This window comes from Kineosporia sp. A_224, from assembly GCF_002198655.1.
In the GTDB taxonomy this organism is placed as follows: Bacteria; Actinomycetota; Actinomycetes; order Actinomycetales; family Kineosporiaceae; genus R-H-3.
The window spans coordinates 1-19,601 of sequence record NZ_MWLN01000044.1 but is presented as its reverse complement, the minus strand read 5'-3'; the positions used below and the strand labels follow the sequence as shown (position 1 = coordinate 19,601).

Sequence of the window (19,601 nt, the reverse complement as noted above, 5' to 3'; positions counted from 1 at the left end):
CCGCACGCACGTCTCGTCCCACCACGACCTGAGGAGCTTGGCACTGTGAGCGACACCGAGAACGGCTCGGGGCCCGTCATCCGGGACCGCCGCCGGCTCGACCCGGAGACCGGGAAGGTCCGCGAGGCGTACGGCGTCACGGACGACGCGCAGCCCGGTGAGCACCCCGAGGCCGACGAGGTGCCCGAGGGCGTCGTCCCCGATGCTGTCGCCGACCCGGAGGCCGGGGCCGCCGAGACGGCGCCCCCAGCGGGCGACGCCGCGCTCGAGGCCCTTGCCGCCGAGCGGCTGGAGGACCTGCAGCGGCTGCAGGCGGAGTTCGTCAACTACCGCCGCCGCGTCGAGCGGGACCGTGACGTCGCGCGGGACACCGCGGTGGCGAGCGTCCTCGAGGCGCTCCTGCCGGTGCTCGACGACGTCCACCTGGCGCGCCAGCACGGCGACCTCGAGGGCGGCCCGTTCGCGGCGATCGCCGAGAAGCTCGAGAACGTCCTCGGCCGGTTCGGCCTGGCCCGCTACGGCGAGCCGGGCGAGGCGTTCGACCCGGTCGTCCACGAGGCCCTCATCCACACCCAGGCCGAGCTCGCCGAGGGGACGACGGAGACGACCGTCGTCCAGATCCTCCAGCCGGGCTACCGTGCCGGGGACCGGGTGCTGCGCGCCGCGCGCGTGGCCGTCGCCGACCCGAGCTGACCGGCCGCACCGGCCGTCAGGTTTCGGAACGACAGCGAAGGGAGGGGCGCCCATGGCGAGCCAGGACTGGTTCGAGAAGGACTTCTACGCCGTTCTGGGCGTGTCCGTCGACGCCTCCCAGGACGACGTGAAGAAGGCGTACCGCAAGCTCGCGCGCAAGCACCACCCGGACGCGAACGCGGGCGACACGGCCTCGGAGAAGAAGTTCAAGGAGATCGGCGAGGCCTACGCGGTCCTGTCCGACCCGGAGCAGCGCAAGCAGTACGACGCGGTCCGGCAGATGGCCCGCGGCGGGGCCCGGTTCACCTCGGGCGGCCCGGGCGGCCCGGGCGGCGGCGCCGGCTTCGACGACGTCTTCAGCAACCTCTTCGGCGGTGGCGGTGGCGGTGGGGGCGGCAACGTCCGCTTCACGACGACCGGTGCCCCCGGCGGCTCGGGCGCGAGCTTCGAGGACATCATGTCGATGTTCGGCGGGGCCGCGGGCCCGGGAGCCGGGGCCGGTACGGGGTTCCGCGCCCCGCGCGGGGCACGCCGCGGCGAGGACCTCACCGCCGACGTCACGCTGACCTTCAAGCAGGCGGTCGAGGGCGCGCAGCTGAGCCTGCGCGTCGACGACCCGATGACCGGCGTCCGGACGGTGAACGCCCGCATCCCGGCCGGGGTGCGCGGCGGCCAGAAGGTCCGGCTGCGCGGCAAGGGCCGGCCGGGCGACCACGGCGGCGGTGACGGCGACCTCGTCGTCACGGTGCACGTCGAGCCGCACTCGGTCTTCACCCTCGACGGTGACGACCTGCGCGTCACGGTGCCGGTGACCTTCCCCGAGGCGACCCTCGGCGCCCAGGTCGAGGTGCCCACGCTCGAGGGGCAGACGGTACGGGTCAAGGTCCCGGCGGGCACCCCGTCGGGGCGCACGCTGCGCGTCAAGGGCCACGGTGTGAAGACGTCCAAGAGCACCGGCGACCTGCTCGTCACCGTGCAGGTCGCTGTCCCGCAGAAGCTCGACAGCTCCGCGCGCGAGGCCCTGGAGAAGTTCGCCGCGGCCACCGCCGGCGAGGACCCGCGCGCCGACCTCGTCGCCCGGGCCCGCCGGGACGTCCCGGGCGGCGGTCATGCCCGGTGACCGGCTGAGGTTCGACGCCGCCTTCGGCGGCGAGCGGCTGGGCGTCGAGGTCGAGCTGGACCTCGACGAGACGACGCCTGTCTTCGTCATCTCGGTCGCGGCCCAGCTCGCCGGCATGCACCCGCAGACGCTGCGCCAGTACGACCGGATCGGGCTCGTCAGCCCCGGCCGCACCGCCGGCCGGGGCCGGCGCTACTCCGCGCGCGACGTCGCGATGCTCCGCGAGGTGCAGCGGCTCTCCCAGGAGGAGGGCGTCAACCTCGCCGGGATCAAGCGGATCCTCGAGCTGGAGCTGGAGAACGGCGCGCTCCGTGAGCAGCTCGGGCGGCTGCGCAGCGAGCTCGAGGACATGCACGTGCGGCTCGCGACGAGCCGACGCGTCTTCGCGGCCGGCGCCTCCGGCGACATCGTCGCCGTCCGCCCGGGGCAGCGGCCCGACCGCTTCCCGTCGTCGTCCGGCGCGCTCGTCGTCTGGCGCCCGCAGCGCTGACCCGTGCGGTGCGGCCGACGGCTCAGAGGTCGCCGTCGAGGAACTGCGCCCGGCCGAGCCCGAACGACCAGTCCGCCTTGGTGTTCTCGACGACCGACACGACGACGTCCGTCGGGGCGATCCCGCAGTCGCGCTCGAGCCGCTCGGCGAGCGCCGCGTAGAGGGCCCGCTTCTGGTCGTCGGTGCGGCCCTGCTGGGTGACCTGGACGATGACGACGTCGTCGGTCCGCTCGAAGCCGAGCCCGGTGTCGAGGGCGACGACGCGGCCCGGCCGGTGCTCGTGGATGACCTGGTAGCGGTCGCGCTCTGGGGCGGCGAAGTGCTCGACCATGACCGCCTGCACGGTGTCCGCGAGGCGCCGCACCTCGTCGTCCGTGCGACCTTCGACGACGTCGATCCTCACCAGCGGCACTGTGCTCCCCGTCTCCGTACCCGCCACCGGTCGGCTCCGGCGGCCCGGCTCATCGTCGTCCCGGCGGCCCGGTGCCGCCCGCCGAGCCGGTCCCGCCGTCCGCTGCCCCGGGGGACGGGCGCTGGCGCGCGGCCGCCCGCCGGAGCAGGATGATCACCCTGTCGGCGAGGGGGAACATCGTGGCGGGGACTGTGGTGACCGACGTCCGGGCCGTCCGTGGGCCGGGTGCGCGCCGGGTGTCGTGGGGTCTGTACGCCCTGCTCGTGCTGGTGGTCGCCCTCGGCGGTGCCGCGGCGGGCGCCACGGCGTACGACGGCATCGGGTCGGCGGGCCGCGTGCAGACGTTCGCCGACGCGGTGGCCGTCGTCGTGGCGGCCGACGGAGCCCTGCGCGAGGAGGCAGGCGAGGCGCTAGTCCTTGCGGCATCGCGGACCGCGGCGACGCCCGCGGACGGCGCCCGGCTCGCCGCGCTCGCGGCAGCGACCGACGCCCGGCGGTCGGACGTCGCGCGCCTGGCCGGTGCCGGGCCCGGGGGCGGGTGGTCGGCCGGCGTCCGGGAGGCCCTCGCGGGGTCCGCCGACCTCGACGGCACGCTCGTCACGGCGCGCAGGGAGGTCGTCTCGTCGCGGAGCGCGAGCTTCGCCGCGAACCACTACGGGCAGGTCGTCGCCGGCGAGCGGGTCCTGCTCGACGCGTTGCTGCGGGACCTGGACGACGCGACGGACGACGCGGACGTCGTGCGCCCGGCTCGGGTGCTCGCCACGCTCAGGGACCTCGTGGCCGCCGCGGCGCAGGAGCGTGAGACGGGCAGCGTGCTGCTCTCGAGGCCACCCGTCGTCGCCGGTGACCGCGTCACCGAGGCCGGTCTGGCCGACTACCTCGACACCGTCCGGCGCCAGGACGCCGCGGCCGCGGCGCTCACGGGCCTGCGGCCGTACCCGGCGGCGGTCGACGCCGCGACCGGGACCGCTGGCGCGCTGGCGGAGCCCCGGGACGCCGTCCGACGGACGGCCGTGACCCTCGAGCCCTCACCCGGCACCCGCTCGGCGAACGTGCAGCGGTTCGCGGAGGTCACCGGGCAGCGGCTGGTCGCGCTCGACCAGGCGCTCGCCGCCGTGGCGGGGGACCTGCGGGCCGCGGCCGACGAAGCAGTCGCGCAGGCGGTGCGCCGAGCGGGGGCGATCCTGGCCGGGACCGCGGCCGTCGCGGTCACGGCGGCCCTCGTCGCCCGGGCGGTGACCCGCCGACGGTCGGGCCGGTCCGGCGTCACACCGTGAGGACCGCCTCGCCGAGCGACTGCTCGACCGGCGCGCACGGCCGGCCGCGCGCGATCTCGACGAGCCCGGCGTCGAGCGCGTCGAGGTCGGCCGGGTCGGTCGCGCCGGCGACGTAGGGGTCGTGCCGCCACGTGCGCAGGTTGATGACGTGCAGGGCGGCCATCCGGGCGGCGTCCGGCTGCCAGGCGACGACGGCGGCGTGCGCGACGGTCAGGCCGGCGGCCTCGCCGAGGGCGGCGAGCCGGTCGCCGATGTCGAGCGCCTGGCCGTGGTGGCGCTGCAGGTCCGCGACGAGGCCGTAGTAGCGGTGCAGCACCGGGTCCGCGCTGTCGAGCGCGGCGACCTCGTGGAGCACGAGCCGGCCGCCGGCCGCGAGCGCCCCGGCCCAGGTCCGGAGTGCCTCGACAGGGGCGGCGAGGTGGGTGAGGAGGAACCGGGCGTGGACGACGTCCGCCGGGTCGACCGGCAGCGGCGCCCGGGTGACGTCCGCCTCGACGTACGTGACGCCGTCCGACACGCCGTCCGACACGCCGTCCGACAGGTCCCGCCGGGCCAGCGCGAGGAAGTCGGCCGACCGCTCGACCCCTGTCGTCCGGGCCGCGCCCGTCGCCGTGTGGAGCAGCCGCGTCGTGTGACCCGGCCCGCAGCCGAGGTCGACGGCGTGCCGGACCGGCCGGGCGGCGTCCGGCGGCACGCACCGGGCGAGCAGGTCGCGCGTCGGTGGTGCGAAGAGGTCGGCCAGCAGCGCGAGCCGGTGGGCGGCGTCCGGGGTGGTGCCGAACGTGTAGACGTCGGCGGCGCGTTCGTTCACCCCGGCATCCTCGCGCGCCAGGATGGTCCGGTGGAACCGCTGCGTCTCGCCGGCCGGGTCGTGCGCGGCCCGCTCCCGTTCGCGCCGTGGTCGGCGGCCGGGCCGCCGGTCGTCCACGACGGGGACGGCGTCGAGACCCTCGCCGTGCCGACGGTCCTCTCGCTCGCGTGCCCCGGGTGCGAGGCGCCCGTCCGGCTCGACGTCGCGACCGTGCTCTCCGCCGCGGCGCTGCCGGCGCGGTCCGGGGAACCGTGGGTCGAGGGGATCGCCGCGGCCTACGGGCTCGTCGTCCACGGCGCGGGCGACTTCCGGGCCGTCGTCGACGACCTGGGCCTGCTCGCCCTCCCGGTCCGGCTGCGGTGCACCGGCTGCGCGCGCCCGCTGCTCGCGGTGCTGGCCTACGGCGAGTACCAGCCGATGCGCTGGGTGGCCACCTTCCACGGGCTGGCCGTGCTCGACACCTGAACCGTTCACCGGTGGGCGGGCCCGGACGACGGACGTCCGGCGCGCGCATGCCCACCAGGTGCGCGCGCCGGACGGCTCCGGCTCGTCGTGCGGCGCGGGTCAGCCGCCGGCGAGGATCTGGGCGAGGACGATCTTGACGATCATCGCGGCCGGGTAGACGAGGGCGTAGCCCAGGGCGACCCGGGTGTCGAACCCGGTGCGCTCGTTGGCGAACGCGAGGACGGCGGGCTGGGTCTGGACCCCGCCGAGGACGCCGGCGAGCCGGGTCGGGTCGATCTTGTGCACGACGGTGCCGACGACGGCCAGGGCGACCGCCGTGAGCGAGGTGAGGACCAGGCCGAGGAGGCCGATCCGCCAGCCGAGGCTCGACGTCACGGCAGAGGTGAACGAGCCGCCCGCGCGGGTCCCGGCGTAGGCGAGGAAGGCGAGCATCCCGAACGTCGAGAGCGTGGACGCCGCGGGGTGGGCGAGGGACGTCACGAGCGGCCCGACCCGGCCGAGGCGGCCGAAGACCAGCCCGACGAGCAGCGTGCCGCCCGCGGCACCGATGGCGAACCCGCCGCCGGGCAGCGGGATGTGCGCCGTCCCGATGAGGACCCCGAGCGACAGGCCCAGGGCGAGCCCGACCGGGTTGATGTCCGACAGGCCGCGCTCGGAGTCGCCGAGGAACGTCGAGACCTCCTTCATCCGCTTCACGGGAGCGATGACCCGCAGCCGGTCGCCCGGCAGGAGGATGAGGTCGTCGGCGGCGACCATGTCGACGTCGCCGCGGCGGACCCGGGTGATGGCCGCGCCGAACTTCTCGCCGAGCTCCAGGTCCTCGACCGTGCGCCCCGCGAGCTCCTTGCGGGACAACGTGATCCGCCGGAAGTCGAGGTCGCGGCGGTCGGCCTGGAGCACGTGCGACGAGCGGTGGCCGAGCTCGCGGGCGACGGCGTCGACGATGTCGCGCGGCCCGACGACGGTGACGAGGTCGCCCTGACGGAGGGTCTCGTCGTCCTCGGCCACGAGCAGCACGTGGTCGGTCTGCGGCTCGCCGTGCATGACGCGGGAGAAGACGACCTCCCCGCCGCGCCGGTCGGCGACCTCGGCGACGGTCGGCTCGTCGGTGCGCTCGACGCGGATCGTGAGGTTCGTCAGGCCGCGGGCCTTGCCGGCGTCGGTGCGGCGGCGCAGCACGGTCGCGGTCGCGACGAGCATCCCGACGACACCGAACAGGTAGGCGATCGAGTACCCGACGGTCGTCGCGGCCGCGTCGCCGGAGCGCTCGGTCGCGGCGGCCAGCGCCGGGGTGTTCGTCAGGGCACCGGCGAAGGTGCCGGCGATCGTCGGGAACGGCAGGCCGAGCGCGGTGCCGAGCGCGGCCGCGACCCCGGCGACCGCGCCGAGCGTCGCCGTGACGGTGACGATGGGCCGCCAGCCGCCGCGCAGCGCGGCGAAGAAGGTCGGGCCGCTGATGATCCCGATCGTGTACGTGAACAGGACGAGCCCGAGGGTCCCCACGACCTCGGGCACGGCGAGCTTCACGTCGTTGGCCGTGGCGACCGCCGAGACGGCGATCGCGGTGAAGAGCACGGCGGCCGGGCCGATCGCCACGTCCGCGATACGGACGGCGCCCAGTGCGGAGCCGATGCAGAAGAGACCGAAGAGCAGGACCAGCGGCTGCTCGCCGAGGAAGAGCAGGATGTCGTGCACGGTGGACCCACTTCGCTGTGCCAGGCCGGGGTGGCCCGGTCCAGGTACCAGCGTCCCAGCATCTGAAAGCGTTTGCGGTCGCCGAAGGTCCCGGTGGTGTCAGATCGCCCGGCGCAGCACCGGGATCCGCAGGATGACCCACGTCAGCGCGAGCGAGCCGGCGACCGTGAGAGCGAGGTGCGCCGCGGTGACGCCGACCCACAGCGGCCACGCCTGCGGCGCGGGCCACAGCCGGCGCAGCGGGTAGAAGAAGAGCGGGTGCACGAGGTAGACGCCGAACGTCAGGGCCGACAGGGCCGCCGTCCGCCGGCCGGGTGCCCACCGCGCACCGGGCGGGTGCCGCAGCCCCCAGGCCCGCAGCAGCACGTAGGCCGACAGCGACATGACGACGACGGTCGGGGACAGGTAGCCGTAGAGGTAGCGGCCCGGGTTCCCCCACCCCACGAAGGCCGCGCTCGCCGCGACGAGCCCCGCGGTCGCGACGACCGACCCGGCGAACGCGACCGCCGCGCCCCGGACGGCCCGGCCGGACAGGGGGACGTCCCGCAGCAGCCAGCCCAGGGTGAAGTACCCGGCGTAGGGCAGGAACCGGGTCGCCGCCGAGGCACCGCCGACGTCGAGGAACGACGACAGCACCTGGTCGAGCGCACCGAGCCCGAGGAGCACAGCGCCGAAGGCCGCCTGCATCCGGTGCGTCGTGTGCCGGACGACGAGCCGCAGGAACGGGGTGAGCAGGTAGAGCACGACGAGCACGTAGAGGAAGTAGAGCTGCAGGAAGGGCGTCCCGGCGGCGACGTCGCGGGCCGCCTGGCCGGCGTCCAGGTCGTCGCCGAGGTAGAACGACCGGAAGACGAGGTACACGGCCGTCCAGACGACGAGCGGGACCCCGATCCGGCCCAGCCGCCGGCGGTAGAAGTCCCGCGGGCGGTCGGTGCGTCGCGGGTCGAGGAGCAGCGCGCCGCTCACCATGAGGAAGACCGGTACGCACCAGCGGGAGGCCGAGTCGAGGATGTTCGCCGTCCACCAGGCGGCCGTCGCCGGGTCGCCGGCGTCCCGGCTGCCGACCTCGCCGCTCGTCTCGTGGACGACGACGACGGCGAGGATCGCGAGCACCCGGGCCAGGTCGAACCAGCCCGTCGGCTCGTGCGCGGCGGCCGCGAGGACGAGCGGCTCGGCGCGCGGGTCCGGCTCGTCGCTCGTCATGTCACCCGGATATCCCGTCGGGGCACCGTGCGCGCGTCGAGCCGGGCCCGGGTCGGGCGGTGCGCCGTCAGGGGGTGACGGACGCCGTGAGGTCGGCGGACCCGGACACGACGAGGCACATGACGGTCCGCGAGCCCTCCGCCCAGTCGGCCGCGGTCGGCGGGATCCCGCTCAGCGGCATCGTCGTGGCGGACTCGACGAGGGCGGTCGGCGCCTGCAGCCGGCAGCCCTCCTGGCTGTTCGTGACGAGCGCCGCCGGGCCGGGGTAGGCCGCGCCGTCCGCGTAGGTGTCGGAGAGGTCGACCTCGCCGAAAGCCTGCGCCTGGTGCGGGTTCGTGCAGTCGACGGCGACGACGTCGGGGTCGGCGTCGGCCGTGAGCGCGGTGGCGTCCCAGGCGAGGAGGCAGTCGCCCTGCTCGACCTCGGAGCCGCTCTTGGTCGTCCCGTCCTGGGCCGCGGCGGCGGCCGGGTCGGCGGGGGTGTCACCGGACGGCGACGTGAGCTGCTGGCCGAGGAACACGGCGAAGACGAGGACGGCGAGGACGGCGACGGTCCACAGCCCGCTCAGCGCGAGACCGGTCAGGGCGAGGCGGCGGCCGCCCACCCCGGGGCGCTTGGTCCGGACCAGACCGGCGATGCCGAGCGGCACGGAGACGGGGACGAGGCCGACGATGCCCGTGACGAGCGCGGCCACGGCGATCTTGGACGTGCGCTCCGCGGGCCCGGTCTCCTGCTCGGGGAGGAGGACGAGCCCGGGCAGACCTTCGGTCGAACCGTCCATCGGGCCGAACACCCTCTCGCTCACGGAAGTCGCCCCTTCGCCCCACGGCTCTCGGGGGCGGGGTGGGCCGGGCCGGGCGCCGGGCCGCTGCCCGGGACTGCCGGTCGAGCGGGACGCCGAAGGCTGGTCGCTCACATCGCGACCATAGCGACTCGGTGCACGGTTGGGCAGAACCCGCGCCCGATCATCACGTGCGCGCAACGGGACGTAGGCGAAGAGTCATCACGAATCGGTCACGGGCTCCGGTGCCGGAGCCTTTCGGTCGATACCAGGTGGTCGGGCGGGCGCTAAAGTTGAGCGGAACAGACTCAAGTCTGCTCCCGTTGAACCGAACGGCCCTCGTCGCGCCGTACCGGAAGGCACCAGCACATGGATCTCAAGCTCACCACCCGCAGCCAGGAGGCCCTCACCGCCGCGGTCCGCCGCGCGTCCACGGACGGGCACCCGCAGGTCGAGCCCGCGCACCTCCTCGACGCGCTGCTCGCCCAGTCGGACGGCGTCGCGCCCGCCCTGCTCGGCGCCGTCGGGGCCGACCTCGCGGCCCTGCGCCGCACCGCCGACCGCGCGCTCGCCGCCCTCCCCGCGGCGTCCGGCTCGAGCGTCAGCTCGCCGAACCTGGCCCGGGGCACCTACTCCGCGATGACCGCGGCCGGCGACGTCGCCCGCGAGCTCGGCGACGAGTACGTCTCGACCGAGCACCTGCTCGTCGGTCTCGCCTCCGACCAGGGCACCGTGGGGTCCGCGCTCACCGCGGCCGGTGCCACGAAGGACGCGCTGCTCGCCGCCCTGCCCGGCGTCCGCGGCACCGGCCGCGTCACGAGCCCCGACCCCGAGGGCACCTTCCAGGCCCTGGAGAAGTACGGCAACGACCTCACCGCGCTGGCCCGGGACGGCAAGCTCGACCCCGTCATCGGCCGGGACGCCGAGATCCGCCGCGTCGTCCAGGTGCTGTCCCGCCGCACGAAGAACAACCCCGTCCTCATCGGCGAGCCGGGCGTCGGCAAGACCGCCGTCGTCGAGGGGCTCGCCCAGCGCATCGTCGCGGGGGACGTCCCGGAGTCGTTGCGCGGCAAGCGGTTGATCTCGCTCGACCTCGGCGCGATGGTCGCCGGCGCCAAGTACCGCGGCGAGTTCGAGGAGCGGCTCAAGGCCGTCCTCGGCGAGATCAAGGCCGCCGAGGGGCAGGTCGTCACGTTCATCGACGAGCTGCACACCGTCGTCGGGGCGGGTGCGTCCGGCGAGGGTGCGATGGACGCCGGCAACATGCTCAAGCCGATGCTCGCCCGCGGCGAGCTGCGCCTCGTCGGCGCGACGACGCTCGACGAGTACCGCGAGCACATCGAGAAGGACGCCGCGCTCGAGCGGCGCTTCCAGCAGGTGTACGTCGGCGAGCCGTCCGTCGACGACACCGTCGGCATCCTGCGCGGGCTCAAGGAGCGCTACGAGGCGCACCACAAGGTCTCGATCGCGGACGCCGCGCTCGTCGCCGCCGCGACCCTCTCGCACCGCTACATCACCGGCCGCCAGCTCCCCGACAAGGCGATCGACCTCGTCGACGAGGCGGCGTCCCGGCTGCGGATGGAGATCGACTCCTCGCCCGAGGAGGTCGACGCCCTGCGCCGCCAGGTCGACCGGATGAAGATGGAGGAGATGGCCCTCGCCCGCGAGGACGACCCGGCCTCCCGTGCCCGGCTCGAGAAGCTGCGCGCCGACCTCGCCGACCGTGCCGAGGCGCTCGCCGCGCTCACCGCGCGGTGGGAGGCCGAGAAGGCCGGTCTCAACCGTGTCGGCGAGCTCAAGGAGCGCGTCGACAGCCTGCGCTCGCAGGCCGAGCGGCTGCAGCGCGACGGCGACCTCGCCGCGGCGTCCCGGATCCTCTACGGCGAGATCCCCGGCATCGAGAAGGAGCTCGCGCAGGCCCAGGAGGCCGAGAAGGAAGGCCCCGCAACGGGTTCGGCCGCGCCCATGGTCAAGGAGGAGGTCGGCCCGGACGACGTCGCCGACGTCGTCGCCGCCTGGACCGGCATCCCCGCCGGCCGCCTGCTCGAGGGCGAGACCGAGAAGCTGCTCCGCATGGAGGAGCACCTCGGCCGCCGGCTCATCGGCCAGGCGAGCGCCGTCCGCGCCGTCTCCGACGCCGTCCGCCGGGCCCGTGCCGGGGTCAGCGACCCCGACCGCCCGACCGGCTCCTTCCTCTTCCTCGGCCCGACGGGCGTCGGCAAGACCGAGCTCGCGAAGGCGTTGGCGGACTTCCTCTTCGACGACGAGCGCGCCATGGTGCGCATCGACATGAGCGAGTACGGCGAGAAGCACTCCGTCGCCCGGCTCGTCGGTGCGCCTCCCGGGTACGTCGGCTACGAGGAGGGCGGCCAGCTCACCGAGGCGGTCCGCCGCCGGCCGTACAGCGTCGTCCTGCTCGACGAGGTCGAGAAGGCGCACCCGGAGGTCTTCGACGTCCTGCTCCAGGTGCTCGACGACGGCCGCCTCACCGACGGCCAGGGCCGCACCGTGGACTTCCGCTCGTCGATCCTCGTGCTGACGAGCAACCTCGGCTCGGCCTACCTCGTCGACCCGACGCTGTCCGACGAGGGCAAGAAGGACGCCGTCATGACGAGCGTACGCACCGCCTTCAAGCCGGAGTTCCTCAACCGGCTCGACGACGTCGTCATCTTCGACGCCCTCGGCACCGAGGAGCTCGCGAAGATCGTCGAGATCCAGGTGGGCCTGCTCGCACGGCGTCTCGCTGACCGGCGGCTCGAGCTCGAGGTCACCCCGGCCGCCCGGGAGTGGCTCGCGCTCGAGGGCTACGACCCGGCGTACGGCGCGCGACCGCTGCGCCGGCTCGTGCAGCGGGAGATCGGCGACCGGTTGGCCCGGTCGTTGCTCGCCGGGGAGATCCGGGACGGGGACTCGGTCGTCGTCGACGTCGTGCACGAGGACGGGGCGCCTGCCGGGTTGACGGTGACCGGGCTGCACTCGGCGTCTGTGTGACCTGCTTGCCGCTGGTCTGCTGTCATCTCACCTGGTGACCTGGGGGGGACTGGAGGCGTCGGAGGGCGTCGGAGGGCGTTGAGAGGCTGTCGGCGGGCGGGGTTCTCGCCGCGCCTTCAGAGGTGGGCCGGTTGCTGGTGCCCGGTGAGGCACGGGACCACGGATCGAACATGTGTTCGACAAATAGGCTGGCCTGTCGTATGATCGGATCATGGTCGAGCGGGTGTCGCAGTGTGGGGCCGGGGTCGGTGACGACGGCCTCGACGGCGGTCTCGAGGGTGGCCTCGGCGACCTGCTCCCGGCTGATCCGCTCGGTGGTGAGATCCGGCTGACCGTGGTCGATCTGTCGGCCTGCCCGAGTGAGGACGAGGAGGGGCAGGGGGCGCTCGCGCACGCTCACGCGGAGTGGTTGGTGGACGAGTGGCGGGCTGATCCGGCTGCGGCGCAGCGGGACTGGGACGCCGAGCTCGAGGCTCTGTGCGCGCAGGTCGCTGCCGATGACCGTCGGGACGCGGTCGAGCGGCGGGTCGCGCTGGACGGCACACCCGGGCCCGGGTCGTTCGCGGCGGCGCTGGAGGTCCTCGACGGGGCGGCGGCGTGGACCGTGGAGCGGGCCGCTGCGGACGGGTTCGTCGACGAGTTGCAGGACGCGGCGATCTCGGGGTTCGCGGCCGCGCACCGCCTGGAGAACTTCGCGCTGTGGCTGCAGGTCGCTCATGTCGCGAAGGTCGTGCCGGCCTGGACCGGCCGCACTCCGTCGCTGCCCCGCAGGACGCGCTCGGGCCGGCTGCTCATGGACGACCAGGACGTCCTGGTCGACGGCTCGGTCGCGCTCGAGCTCGCGGTGGCGGCGGGGATCACCCAGGGCAAGGCCGCTGCCTTGGTCGACGCTGCCACCGCACTCGTCATCGAAGGCAAACTGCCGTTGACCGCGCAGGCCCTGCAGCAGGGCCGGCTCGACCGGCCCCGGCTGCGGATGGTCGTGTCCCGCACTCGCGAGCTGACCGTCGAGGCCGCGCAGGCCGTCGAGCGGCTCGTCTATGCCACACCCGGGGTCCTCGACGGCGGCACCCGCCGCTTCGACACCGCACTGACCGCCGCGGTCCTCGCGGTCGACGCCGACGCGGAGGCGAAGCGCCGCAAGCGGCTGCGCAGGGGCCGCCGGGTCAGCATCCAGACCACCGACGACGGCGCCGCCCTGTTCACCGCCGTCGGCCTCGGCGAGGCGGTCACTGCCGCCTACAACGGCCTCGACGCCGCCGCCCGCTACCTGCGGCAGCAGGGCGACCCACGCACCCTGGACCAGCTCCGGCACGACCTGTTCGTCACCGGCTGCACCAGCGGCTACCTGCCCGTCCCCGCCGACGTCCTGCCCCTCCCTCCCGGGTGCGTCGCGAGTGAGACGACGCCGCGGTCGGCGACCGCTGCGACACCGGATGACGACCCGGGGGTGAGCGGAGAGACCGACACGGAGCCCGCGCCGGAGTGGTTCACCACCACCTGGCCCGACGTCCAGGTCGCCGTCAACGTCACCGTCTCCGCCGAGACCCTCATGGGCCTCGTCGACGACCCCGGCACCCTCCAGGGTTACGGCCCGGTCCCGGCCGACGCGGTCCGTGACCTCGTCACGAACGGGGTGTTCCGGTGCCTGGTCGTCGATGGTGAGCACGGGACCGTGCTCGGGGTCGGGAAGAACACCTACTCACCCGGCTACGTCGCCGGCGAACGGTTGAAGCTCCTGCTCGAACACGCGCACCCGACGTGCACCGGACCCCACTGCGGGAAAGCCTCCTGGCGCTGCGACATCGACCACCAGACGCCCTACGCGCAGGGCGGAGCGACGTGCGAGTGCAACACGCGCCCGTTGTGCCGCGCGTGCCACCGGCTCAAGACCGCCGGACTCCTCGTCCCCGAACAACGCAACCAGCCCGGCGAACCGCCCGGCACGATCACGTGGACGACCCGGACCGGCCGCGCCTGCATCGCGCTCCCGCACGCTCCGCTGCCGCACGTCCCGCTGTCGCACGCCTCGCCATCGAACGTCGCGGCGCGCACGACTCGCACAGTGGTGGGCGCGCCCGTCGCGGAGGGTCCACCGCCGTTCTAGGGATGTGCGCCCGAGGTCGTGCGCTCGCCGCCGACGGCTCGGTCGACCGGACGAGGCGGGAGGTCATGCAGCCTGGTCGTCCTGCTTCGGCCACGCCCACGCGTTCCGGACGACGAGCGCGAGCAGGGCGACCTCGACGACGCTGCCGAGGACGTAGTACTGCCACTCGCCGATCGCGCCGGCGACGATCGTCACCGCGTAGAGCACCGCGAGCACGATGTTCGCGACCCGGTTCACCTGGGGCGGGAGCACGAGCACCAGGTACACCATGAGGCTCGGCAGCACGATGTACGCCGTCGTCCCCAGCAGGAACCCCTGGCCGACCGTGAAGCCGCTCACGGTGCCGGCCTCGACGGCGGCGCGGAAGTCCGGGCGGTAGAAGCTGAAGAGGTCGACGTAGGCGAAGACGAAGAGCATCGCCGCCCACAGGCCGGCGAGCCGGGTCCGGACGCCGACCGGGGCAGGGTCGAGCCGCCTGCCGGCCGCCTGGTCGCTGCCGGTCCGGGATGCGGCGTCGGGCGTCGTTCCGGTCGTGGTCGTTCCGCTCGTTCCGGTCGTTCCGGTCGTTCCGGTCGCCGCGCTGCTCGTGCTCATGACGCCCTCCTGGTCTCACAGGTCTTACCTTGTAAGACTCAACTTACGACGTAAGATCTGCGATGGAAAGCCCCGGAGGTCCCGATGCCCGCACGTGCCAAGGAGCCGCTGAGCCGCGACCGTGTGCTCGCGGCCGCGCTCGAGGTCGCGGACGCCGAGGGTGTCCCTGCCGTGACGATGCGGCGCGTCGCGGAGGTCCTCGACTGCGAGGCGATGAGCCTCTACCACTACGTCGACAAGAAGGCTCTGCTCGCCGGGCTCACCGAGGCGGTCGTCGGCGAGATCGCCGTCGCGGCCCTCGACGACCTGCCCCCGGCGGCGGACCCGGCCGACTGGCGCGACGTCGTCCGCCGGCGCTGCCTCGCCGCCCGCGAAGTGATGCTCCGCCACCCGTGGGCGCCGCCGCTCGTGGCCACCCAGCCCCAGCCGCCGCCGACCGTCTACCCGCTCTTCGAGGCCCTCGTCGCCACGATGGTCGACGCCGGCTGCGGGTACGAGCTGGCCCACCGGGCGATCCACTCGCTCGGGCCGATGCTCCTCGGCTTCACCCAGGAGCTCTTCGAGCCGACGGCGGACGACGAGGGGGCCGCGTCCCCGCAGGCGGAGGCCATGGCGCTCGCCATGCCGTACCTGGCCCGCCTCGCCGAGGTCGCAGTCCACGAGGCCGAGGGCACGATCGGGCTCTGCGACACCCAGGCCGAGTTCGAGTTCACCCTCGGGCTCGTCCTCGACGGGCTCGAGGCGCACCGCCGGGTCGGCGCGGCGTCAGCGGTCGGCGCGGCGTCAGCGGTCGGCGCGGCGTCAGCGGTCTGAGCCCTCCGTCCCCGTCCCCGCGGCAGCCTCGGCATCCGGTACCGGGACCGGGACCCGGCTCACCGTCACCCGCTCCACCCGGCGGGCCCGCATCTCGGTCACCGTGAGCACCACGTCGTGGTGCACCGCGGTGTCCCCGACGACCGGGATCCGGCCGAGCGCGGCGACCATCCACCCCGCGGCGGTGTCGTACGGCCCCTCGGGCAGCGCGACGCCGGTCTCCTCCTCGAACTCCTCCAGACGCAGCTGCGCGTCGACCGGCGCGTCGGGCAGCGGCCGCGGCCCGTCGTCGTCCGCCCCCTCGGTCCGTCGCGACCCGCGCGCCGCGGCGTCGAACTCGTCGGTGATGTCCCCGACGAGCTCCTCGAGCAGGTCCTCCATCGTCACGATGCCGGCGCCGCCGCCGTACTCGTCGACGACGAGCGCGACGTGGTAGCCCTCGCGGCGCATCTCGGCGAGCGCGGGCAGCGCCCGGCGGCTGTCGGGCACCCGGGGGAGCGGCCGGCCCAGGGTGCGCAGCGTCGTCCCCGGGTCGCTCCGGGCGTGGGCCGAGAACAGGTCGCGGACGTGCACGAAGCCGACGGCGTCGTCCAGGCCGCCCTCGACGACGGGGTAGCGCGAGTGCGGCTGCCCCTCGACGACGTCGAGCGCCTCCGCGACGGTCATCCCGGCATCGAGGGCGCTGACGTCGAGCCGGGGGACCATGATCTCCCGCACCGGCCGGTCGCCGGCGTCGAGGACCTCCTGGATCAGTCGCCGCTCGTCGAAGCTCAGCTCGGCGTTGGTGGCCACCATGTCGCGCAGCTCCTCCTCGGTGACGACCTCCCGGGCTGCCTTCGGGTCACCGCCGAGCAGCCGGACGACGACGTCGCTGCTCACGCCGAGCAGCCAGATCACCGGCCGGGTCAGCCGGGCGATCGCGTCCAGCGGGGCGGCCGAGAGCAGGGCGATGGGCTCGGCCCGCTGCAGGGCGAGCCGCTTGGGCGACAGCTCCCCGATGACGAGCGTGACGTACACCAGCCCCAGGGCGACGACGACGAGCGAGGTCGGTCGGGCGACCGCGGCCGGGACGCCGAGGCCCAGCAGCCACTCGCGCAGAGGCTCCTCGAAGTTCGCCGCCCCGAAGACCGACGAGAGGGTGGCCATCAGGGAGATCCCGATCTGCACCGCGGACAGGAAGCGGTTGGGGTCCTCCGTGAGCTTGGCGACGAGCGGGCCCCGGCGGTGGGTCGCGGCCAGCCTGCTCACCTGCCCGGCACGCAGCGACACCAGGGCGATCTCCGCCGCGGCGAACGCGCCGCCGGCGACGATGAGACCCAGGACGAGCGAGATCTCGCCCAGCACGTGCACCACTCCCTCACACGGGGGGTCACAGGTCGTCCGAGTGGCCGACCCCGGTCCCCCGGTCGGCCACAATCGTGTCAATCGACTGACAGTCCGCGCACGTCACGGCGATGATCCGCTCGGGACACCATGTCCCGCCGGACGGTGGTCCCGGCGCCGGCCACCCGGGCGGCGGGCGCCGCGGGGCCGGACCAGGGCCGGATCAGGTCACACGGGAGGCAGCGCCGTGGCGCACACCGGGGCGGAGATGCCCTCCTCCGGTGTGCCCGGACGACGCCCCCCGCTCGTGCCTGCCTCGGTCCGCGTGGGGGTCCTCGCCGGCCTGCTCGGCCTCTCCTGCGCCGGCGTCGCCTGGGTCGGGCCGCCGACCCTGGCGCCCGGCATGGTCATCGTCCACTGGGCGGTCCTCGCCGTCGTCTTCGTCGCGACCGAGGTCCTCGTCTTCCGGATCAGGGTGCGCCGCGAGGAGCAGTCGGTCTCCATCAGCGAGCTCGCGCTCGTCATCGGGCTGTTCAGCCTCTCCCCGCCCGCCCTGCTCGTCTCCCGGCTGCTCGGCAGCGGCACCGCCTTCGTCGCCTTCCGGCGGACGACGGCCCTCAAGACCTCGTTCAACCTCGCCCTCGTCGGCGCCGGGACGACGCTCGCGGTCGCCGTCTTCCACGCGGTCGGGGACGGCGCCCTCGCCTCGTCCCCGCGCGGCTGGCTGGCCGCCGTCCTCGCGACCGCGTCGGCCGGCCTGCTCGACGGGCTCGTCCTCACCGTCGTCATCTCCTGGTACGACGGGATCCCGCCGCTGCGGGTCGTCGGCGAGCAGCTCCTGCAGTCCCTCGCGCTCCCGGCGGCGGTGTCGGTCGCCGGCATCGTCGCGACGATGGCGCTCATGGGCGGGCGGGACGCCGTCCTGCCGCTGGCGCTCGCGTGCGTCGTCGTCCTCGTCGGCTACCGCGCCTACGCGCTGCTCACCGAGCGGCACGCCGCGGTGAGCCGGCTCTTCGGGCTCAGCGAGTCCCTCCAGGAGGCCCGCACCGTCGACGAGGTGGCCCGCGCCGCGGTGACGCACGCCGTCGACGTGATGCGCGCCCGCTCCGCAGAGCTCCTCGTGCACCGCCGGGGCGCCGGGCGGCTCAGCACGTGGAGCGTCGAGCACGGCGAGGAGGTCGTCCACGACGGCGGGGCGCCCTGGCCGCACCCGGCGTTCGACGTCCGGCCCCGGCGCGCCGTCCGCGGCACCACGGAGGCCGAACGGGCGCTCCTCGCCGCCCTGACCCAGAGCGAGGCGGTCGTCGTCCCGCTGCCGCTCGGCGAGGACGTGGACGGCGTCCTGCTGGTCGGCGAGCGGCTCGGCGAGGAGCGCGGCTACGGCCCCGACGACCTGCGCACGCTGGAGACCGTCGGCAACCACGTCAACGTCGCCCTGCGGCACGCGACCGTCGTCGAGCAGCTGCGCTTCGAGGCCCTCCACGACCACCTCACGGGCCTGCCGAATCGCGGCGTCTTCCGCCGCCGCGCCGACGAGGCCGCCGAGTCGGCGCTGCGCGGCGGCCCGCCGATCGCGGTCGGCGTCCTCGACCTCGACGGCTTCAAGACCGTCAACGACTCCCTCGGCCACCTCGCGGGCGACCAGGTCATCGCCGAGGTCGCCCGGCGCCTCGAACGGGCCGCGGGCGCCGGGGTCGAGGTCGGCCGGCTCGGCGGCGACGAGTTCGCCGTCCTCGTCCTGGACGCCACCGACGCCGCGCAGGTCACCGCGGTGGCCCGCCGGCTCATCGCCAGCCTCGAGGAGCCGCTCGTCGTGAGCGGCGAGCAGCTGCGCCTGGGCGGCTCCCTCGGCTTCGCGATCGCGCCCAAGGACGGCGGCAACGCCGACGCGCTGCTGCGCAGCGCGGACGTCGCGATGTACACGGCGAAGCAGGACTCCGGCGGCTACCGCTTCTACGCCCACGAGATGGCGGCCGCGAACGACGCACCGCTCTCGCTCGCCGCGGACCTGCGGCTCGCCCTGGGTCGCGGCGAGGTGACGACGTACGTCCAGCCGCTCATCGCGCTCGACACCGGGCTGCTGCACTCCGTGGAGGCGCTCGCGCGCTGGCGGCACCCGGCGCTCGGCTTCGTCGACCCGGAGATGTTCGTCCTCGCGGCCGAGCGCGGCGGGCTCGTCCAGGAGCTCACCGCCGTCGTCCTGGAGCAGGCGCTGTCCTCCTGCCGGACGTGGCTGGACGCCGGGATGGAGGTCCGGGTCGCCGTGAACCTCGCGGCCCGCACCCTCGGCGACGCCTGGCTGCCGGTGGCCGTCGGCCGCCTCCTCGAGCGGTACGACGTCCCGGGCCGGCTGCTCTGCCTCGAGCTCACCGAGGGTGGTGTCATCGCCAGCCCCGAGCGCGCGATGGCCGTCGTCGGCCGGCTGCGCGAGCTCGGCGTCTCTGTCGCCGTCGACGACTTCGGCACCGGCTACTCGTCGATGACGTACCTGTCCTGGCTCGCCCCCGACCAGGTCAAGATCGACAAGTCGTTCGTCCAGCGGCTCGGCGCGGGCAGCCCGCACGAGGCGATCATCCGGTCGATCCTCGACCTCGGGAAGAACCTCGCGGTCGAGGTCGTCGCCGAGGGTGTCGGGGACGCGCGCACCGTGGCGATGCTCCGCCACCTCGGCTGCCGGCTCGCCCAGGGCTACTACTTCGCCGAGCCGATGCCGTCCGACGAGCTCCTCGAGTGGGCCGACGGCTGGACGTCCCGGTCGTGGATCGGCGACAGCACCTTCGTCGACGTCCGGGACGCCCCCGCCCCGGGCACGCCCGCCGCCCCGGC

The 19,601-nt window shown here is 74.7% G+C and carries 16 protein-coding genes; 9 read left to right on the top strand and 7 right to left on the bottom strand.

All coding sequences use genetic code 11. From position 1 onward, the window contains the following. Nucleotides 1-45: 45 nt before the first annotated feature. From grpE to EDJALFJO_RS36055, 3 genes are all read left to right on the top strand, one after another. Nucleotides 46-693 (top strand): nucleotide exchange factor GrpE, encoded by a 648-nt coding sequence (grpE, locus tag EDJALFJO_RS03435; RefSeq protein WP_088282249.1) that lies wholly within the window; start codon nucleotides 46-48, stop codon nucleotides 691-693. 52 nt (nucleotides 694-745) lie between these two features. Beyond that, entirely contained in the window at nucleotides 746-1,813 is a 1,068-nt protein-coding gene (locus EDJALFJO_RS03430) for a DnaJ C-terminal domain-containing protein (RefSeq protein WP_088282247.1), read from the top strand. Nucleotides 1,814-1,928: 115 nt separating this feature from the next. Then, entirely contained in the window at nucleotides 1,929-2,303 is a 375-nt protein-coding gene (locus tag EDJALFJO_RS36055; RefSeq protein ID WP_369812488.1) for a heat shock protein transcriptional repressor HspR, read from the top strand. Nucleotides 2,304-2,325: 22 nt separating this feature from the next. Here EDJALFJO_RS36055 and EDJALFJO_RS03420 read toward each other — a convergent pair whose 3' ends face one another. Then, entirely contained in the window at nucleotides 2,326-2,715 is a 390-nt protein-coding gene (locus tag EDJALFJO_RS03420; RefSeq protein WP_088282244.1) for a tautomerase family protein, read from the bottom strand. Nucleotides 2,716-2,894: 179 nt separating this feature from the next. Here EDJALFJO_RS03420 and EDJALFJO_RS03415 point away from each other — a divergent pair, with 179 nt between their 5' ends. Beyond that, complete coding sequence (locus tag EDJALFJO_RS03415; RefSeq protein WP_143448269.1) at nucleotides 2,895-3,992, top strand: hypothetical protein; 1,098 nt, start codon at nucleotides 2,895-2,897, stop codon at nucleotides 3,990-3,992. On the opposite strand, the gene EDJALFJO_RS03410 is transcribed toward EDJALFJO_RS03415, so the two are convergent. Beyond that, entirely contained in the window at nucleotides 3,982-4,803 is an 822-nt protein-coding gene (locus EDJALFJO_RS03410; RefSeq protein WP_158220272.1) for a trans-aconitate 2-methyltransferase, read from the bottom strand. The two genes, EDJALFJO_RS03415 and EDJALFJO_RS03410, sit on opposite strands and share 11 nt — an antisense overlap. Nucleotides 4,804-4,833: 30 nt before the next feature. Between EDJALFJO_RS03410 and EDJALFJO_RS33200 the strand changes: the two genes are divergently transcribed. Further along, nucleotides 4,834-5,268, top strand: a complete 435-nt coding sequence (locus EDJALFJO_RS33200; protein ID WP_158220271.1) for a hypothetical protein — start codon at nucleotides 4,834-4,836, stop codon at nucleotides 5,266-5,268. A 99-nt stretch (nucleotides 5,269-5,367) separates the two neighbouring features. On the opposite strand, the gene EDJALFJO_RS03405 is transcribed toward EDJALFJO_RS33200, so the two are convergent. From EDJALFJO_RS03405 to EDJALFJO_RS03395, 3 genes are all read right to left on the bottom strand, one after another. Next, on the bottom strand, nucleotides 5,368-6,963 hold the full coding sequence (locus tag EDJALFJO_RS03405) for an aspartate:alanine exchanger family transporter (protein ID WP_088282238.1): 1,596 nt from the start codon (nucleotides 6,961-6,963) through the stop codon (nucleotides 5,368-5,370). A 99-nt stretch (nucleotides 6,964-7,062) separates the two neighbouring features. Further along, entirely contained in the window at nucleotides 7,063-8,166 is a 1,104-nt protein-coding gene (locus tag EDJALFJO_RS03400; protein ID WP_088282236.1) for an acyltransferase, read from the bottom strand. A 67-nt stretch (nucleotides 8,167-8,233) separates the two neighbouring features. After that, nucleotides 8,234-8,971, bottom strand: a complete 738-nt coding sequence (locus EDJALFJO_RS03395) for a DUF4190 domain-containing protein (protein WP_143448266.1) — start codon at nucleotides 8,969-8,971, stop codon at nucleotides 8,234-8,236. Between the two features lie 345 nt (nucleotides 8,972-9,316). Between EDJALFJO_RS03395 and clpB the strand changes: the two genes are divergently transcribed. Together clpB and EDJALFJO_RS03385 are read left to right on the top strand one after the other, a co-directional pair. Further along, nucleotides 9,317-11,938 (top strand): ATP-dependent chaperone ClpB, encoded by a 2,622-nt coding sequence (clpB, locus tag EDJALFJO_RS03390; protein ID WP_088282232.1) that lies wholly within the window; start codon nucleotides 9,317-9,319, stop codon nucleotides 11,936-11,938. A 211-nt stretch (nucleotides 11,939-12,149) separates the two neighbouring features. After that, nucleotides 12,150-14,045 carry an HNH endonuclease signature motif containing protein gene (locus EDJALFJO_RS03385; RefSeq protein ID WP_088282230.1) on the top strand — a complete coding sequence of 632 codons (1,896 nt, stop codon included), beginning with the start codon at nucleotides 12,150-12,152 and terminating at the stop codon, nucleotides 14,043-14,045. Nucleotides 14,046-14,108: 63 nt separating this feature from the next. Here EDJALFJO_RS03385 and EDJALFJO_RS03380 read toward each other — a convergent pair whose 3' ends face one another. Further along, nucleotides 14,109-14,639 carry a DUF6326 family protein gene (locus EDJALFJO_RS03380; RefSeq protein WP_088282228.1) on the bottom strand — a complete coding sequence of 177 codons (531 nt, stop codon included), beginning with the start codon at nucleotides 14,637-14,639 and terminating at the stop codon, nucleotides 14,109-14,111. Nucleotides 14,640-14,723: 84 nt separating this feature from the next. On the opposite strand from EDJALFJO_RS03380, the gene EDJALFJO_RS03375 reads away from it, so the two are divergent. Then, on the top strand, nucleotides 14,724-15,452 hold the full coding sequence (locus EDJALFJO_RS03375) for a TetR/AcrR family transcriptional regulator (protein ID WP_088282226.1): 729 nt from the start codon (nucleotides 14,724-14,726) through the stop codon (nucleotides 15,450-15,452). Here EDJALFJO_RS03375 and EDJALFJO_RS03370 read toward each other — a convergent pair. Continuing rightward, a complete protein-coding gene (locus EDJALFJO_RS03370; protein ID WP_198949962.1) occupies nucleotides 15,441-16,796 on the bottom strand; it encodes a hemolysin family protein in 1,356 nt (451 codons plus the stop codon). The genes EDJALFJO_RS03375 and EDJALFJO_RS03370 overlap by 12 nt on opposite strands. 226 nt (nucleotides 16,797-17,022) lie before the next feature. Between EDJALFJO_RS03370 and EDJALFJO_RS03365 the strand changes: the two genes are divergently transcribed. Next, nucleotides 17,023-19,601: bifunctional diguanylate cyclase/phosphodiesterase (locus tag EDJALFJO_RS03365; protein ID WP_143448265.1), on the top strand; the 2,579-nt coding region annotated here is incomplete at its 3' end.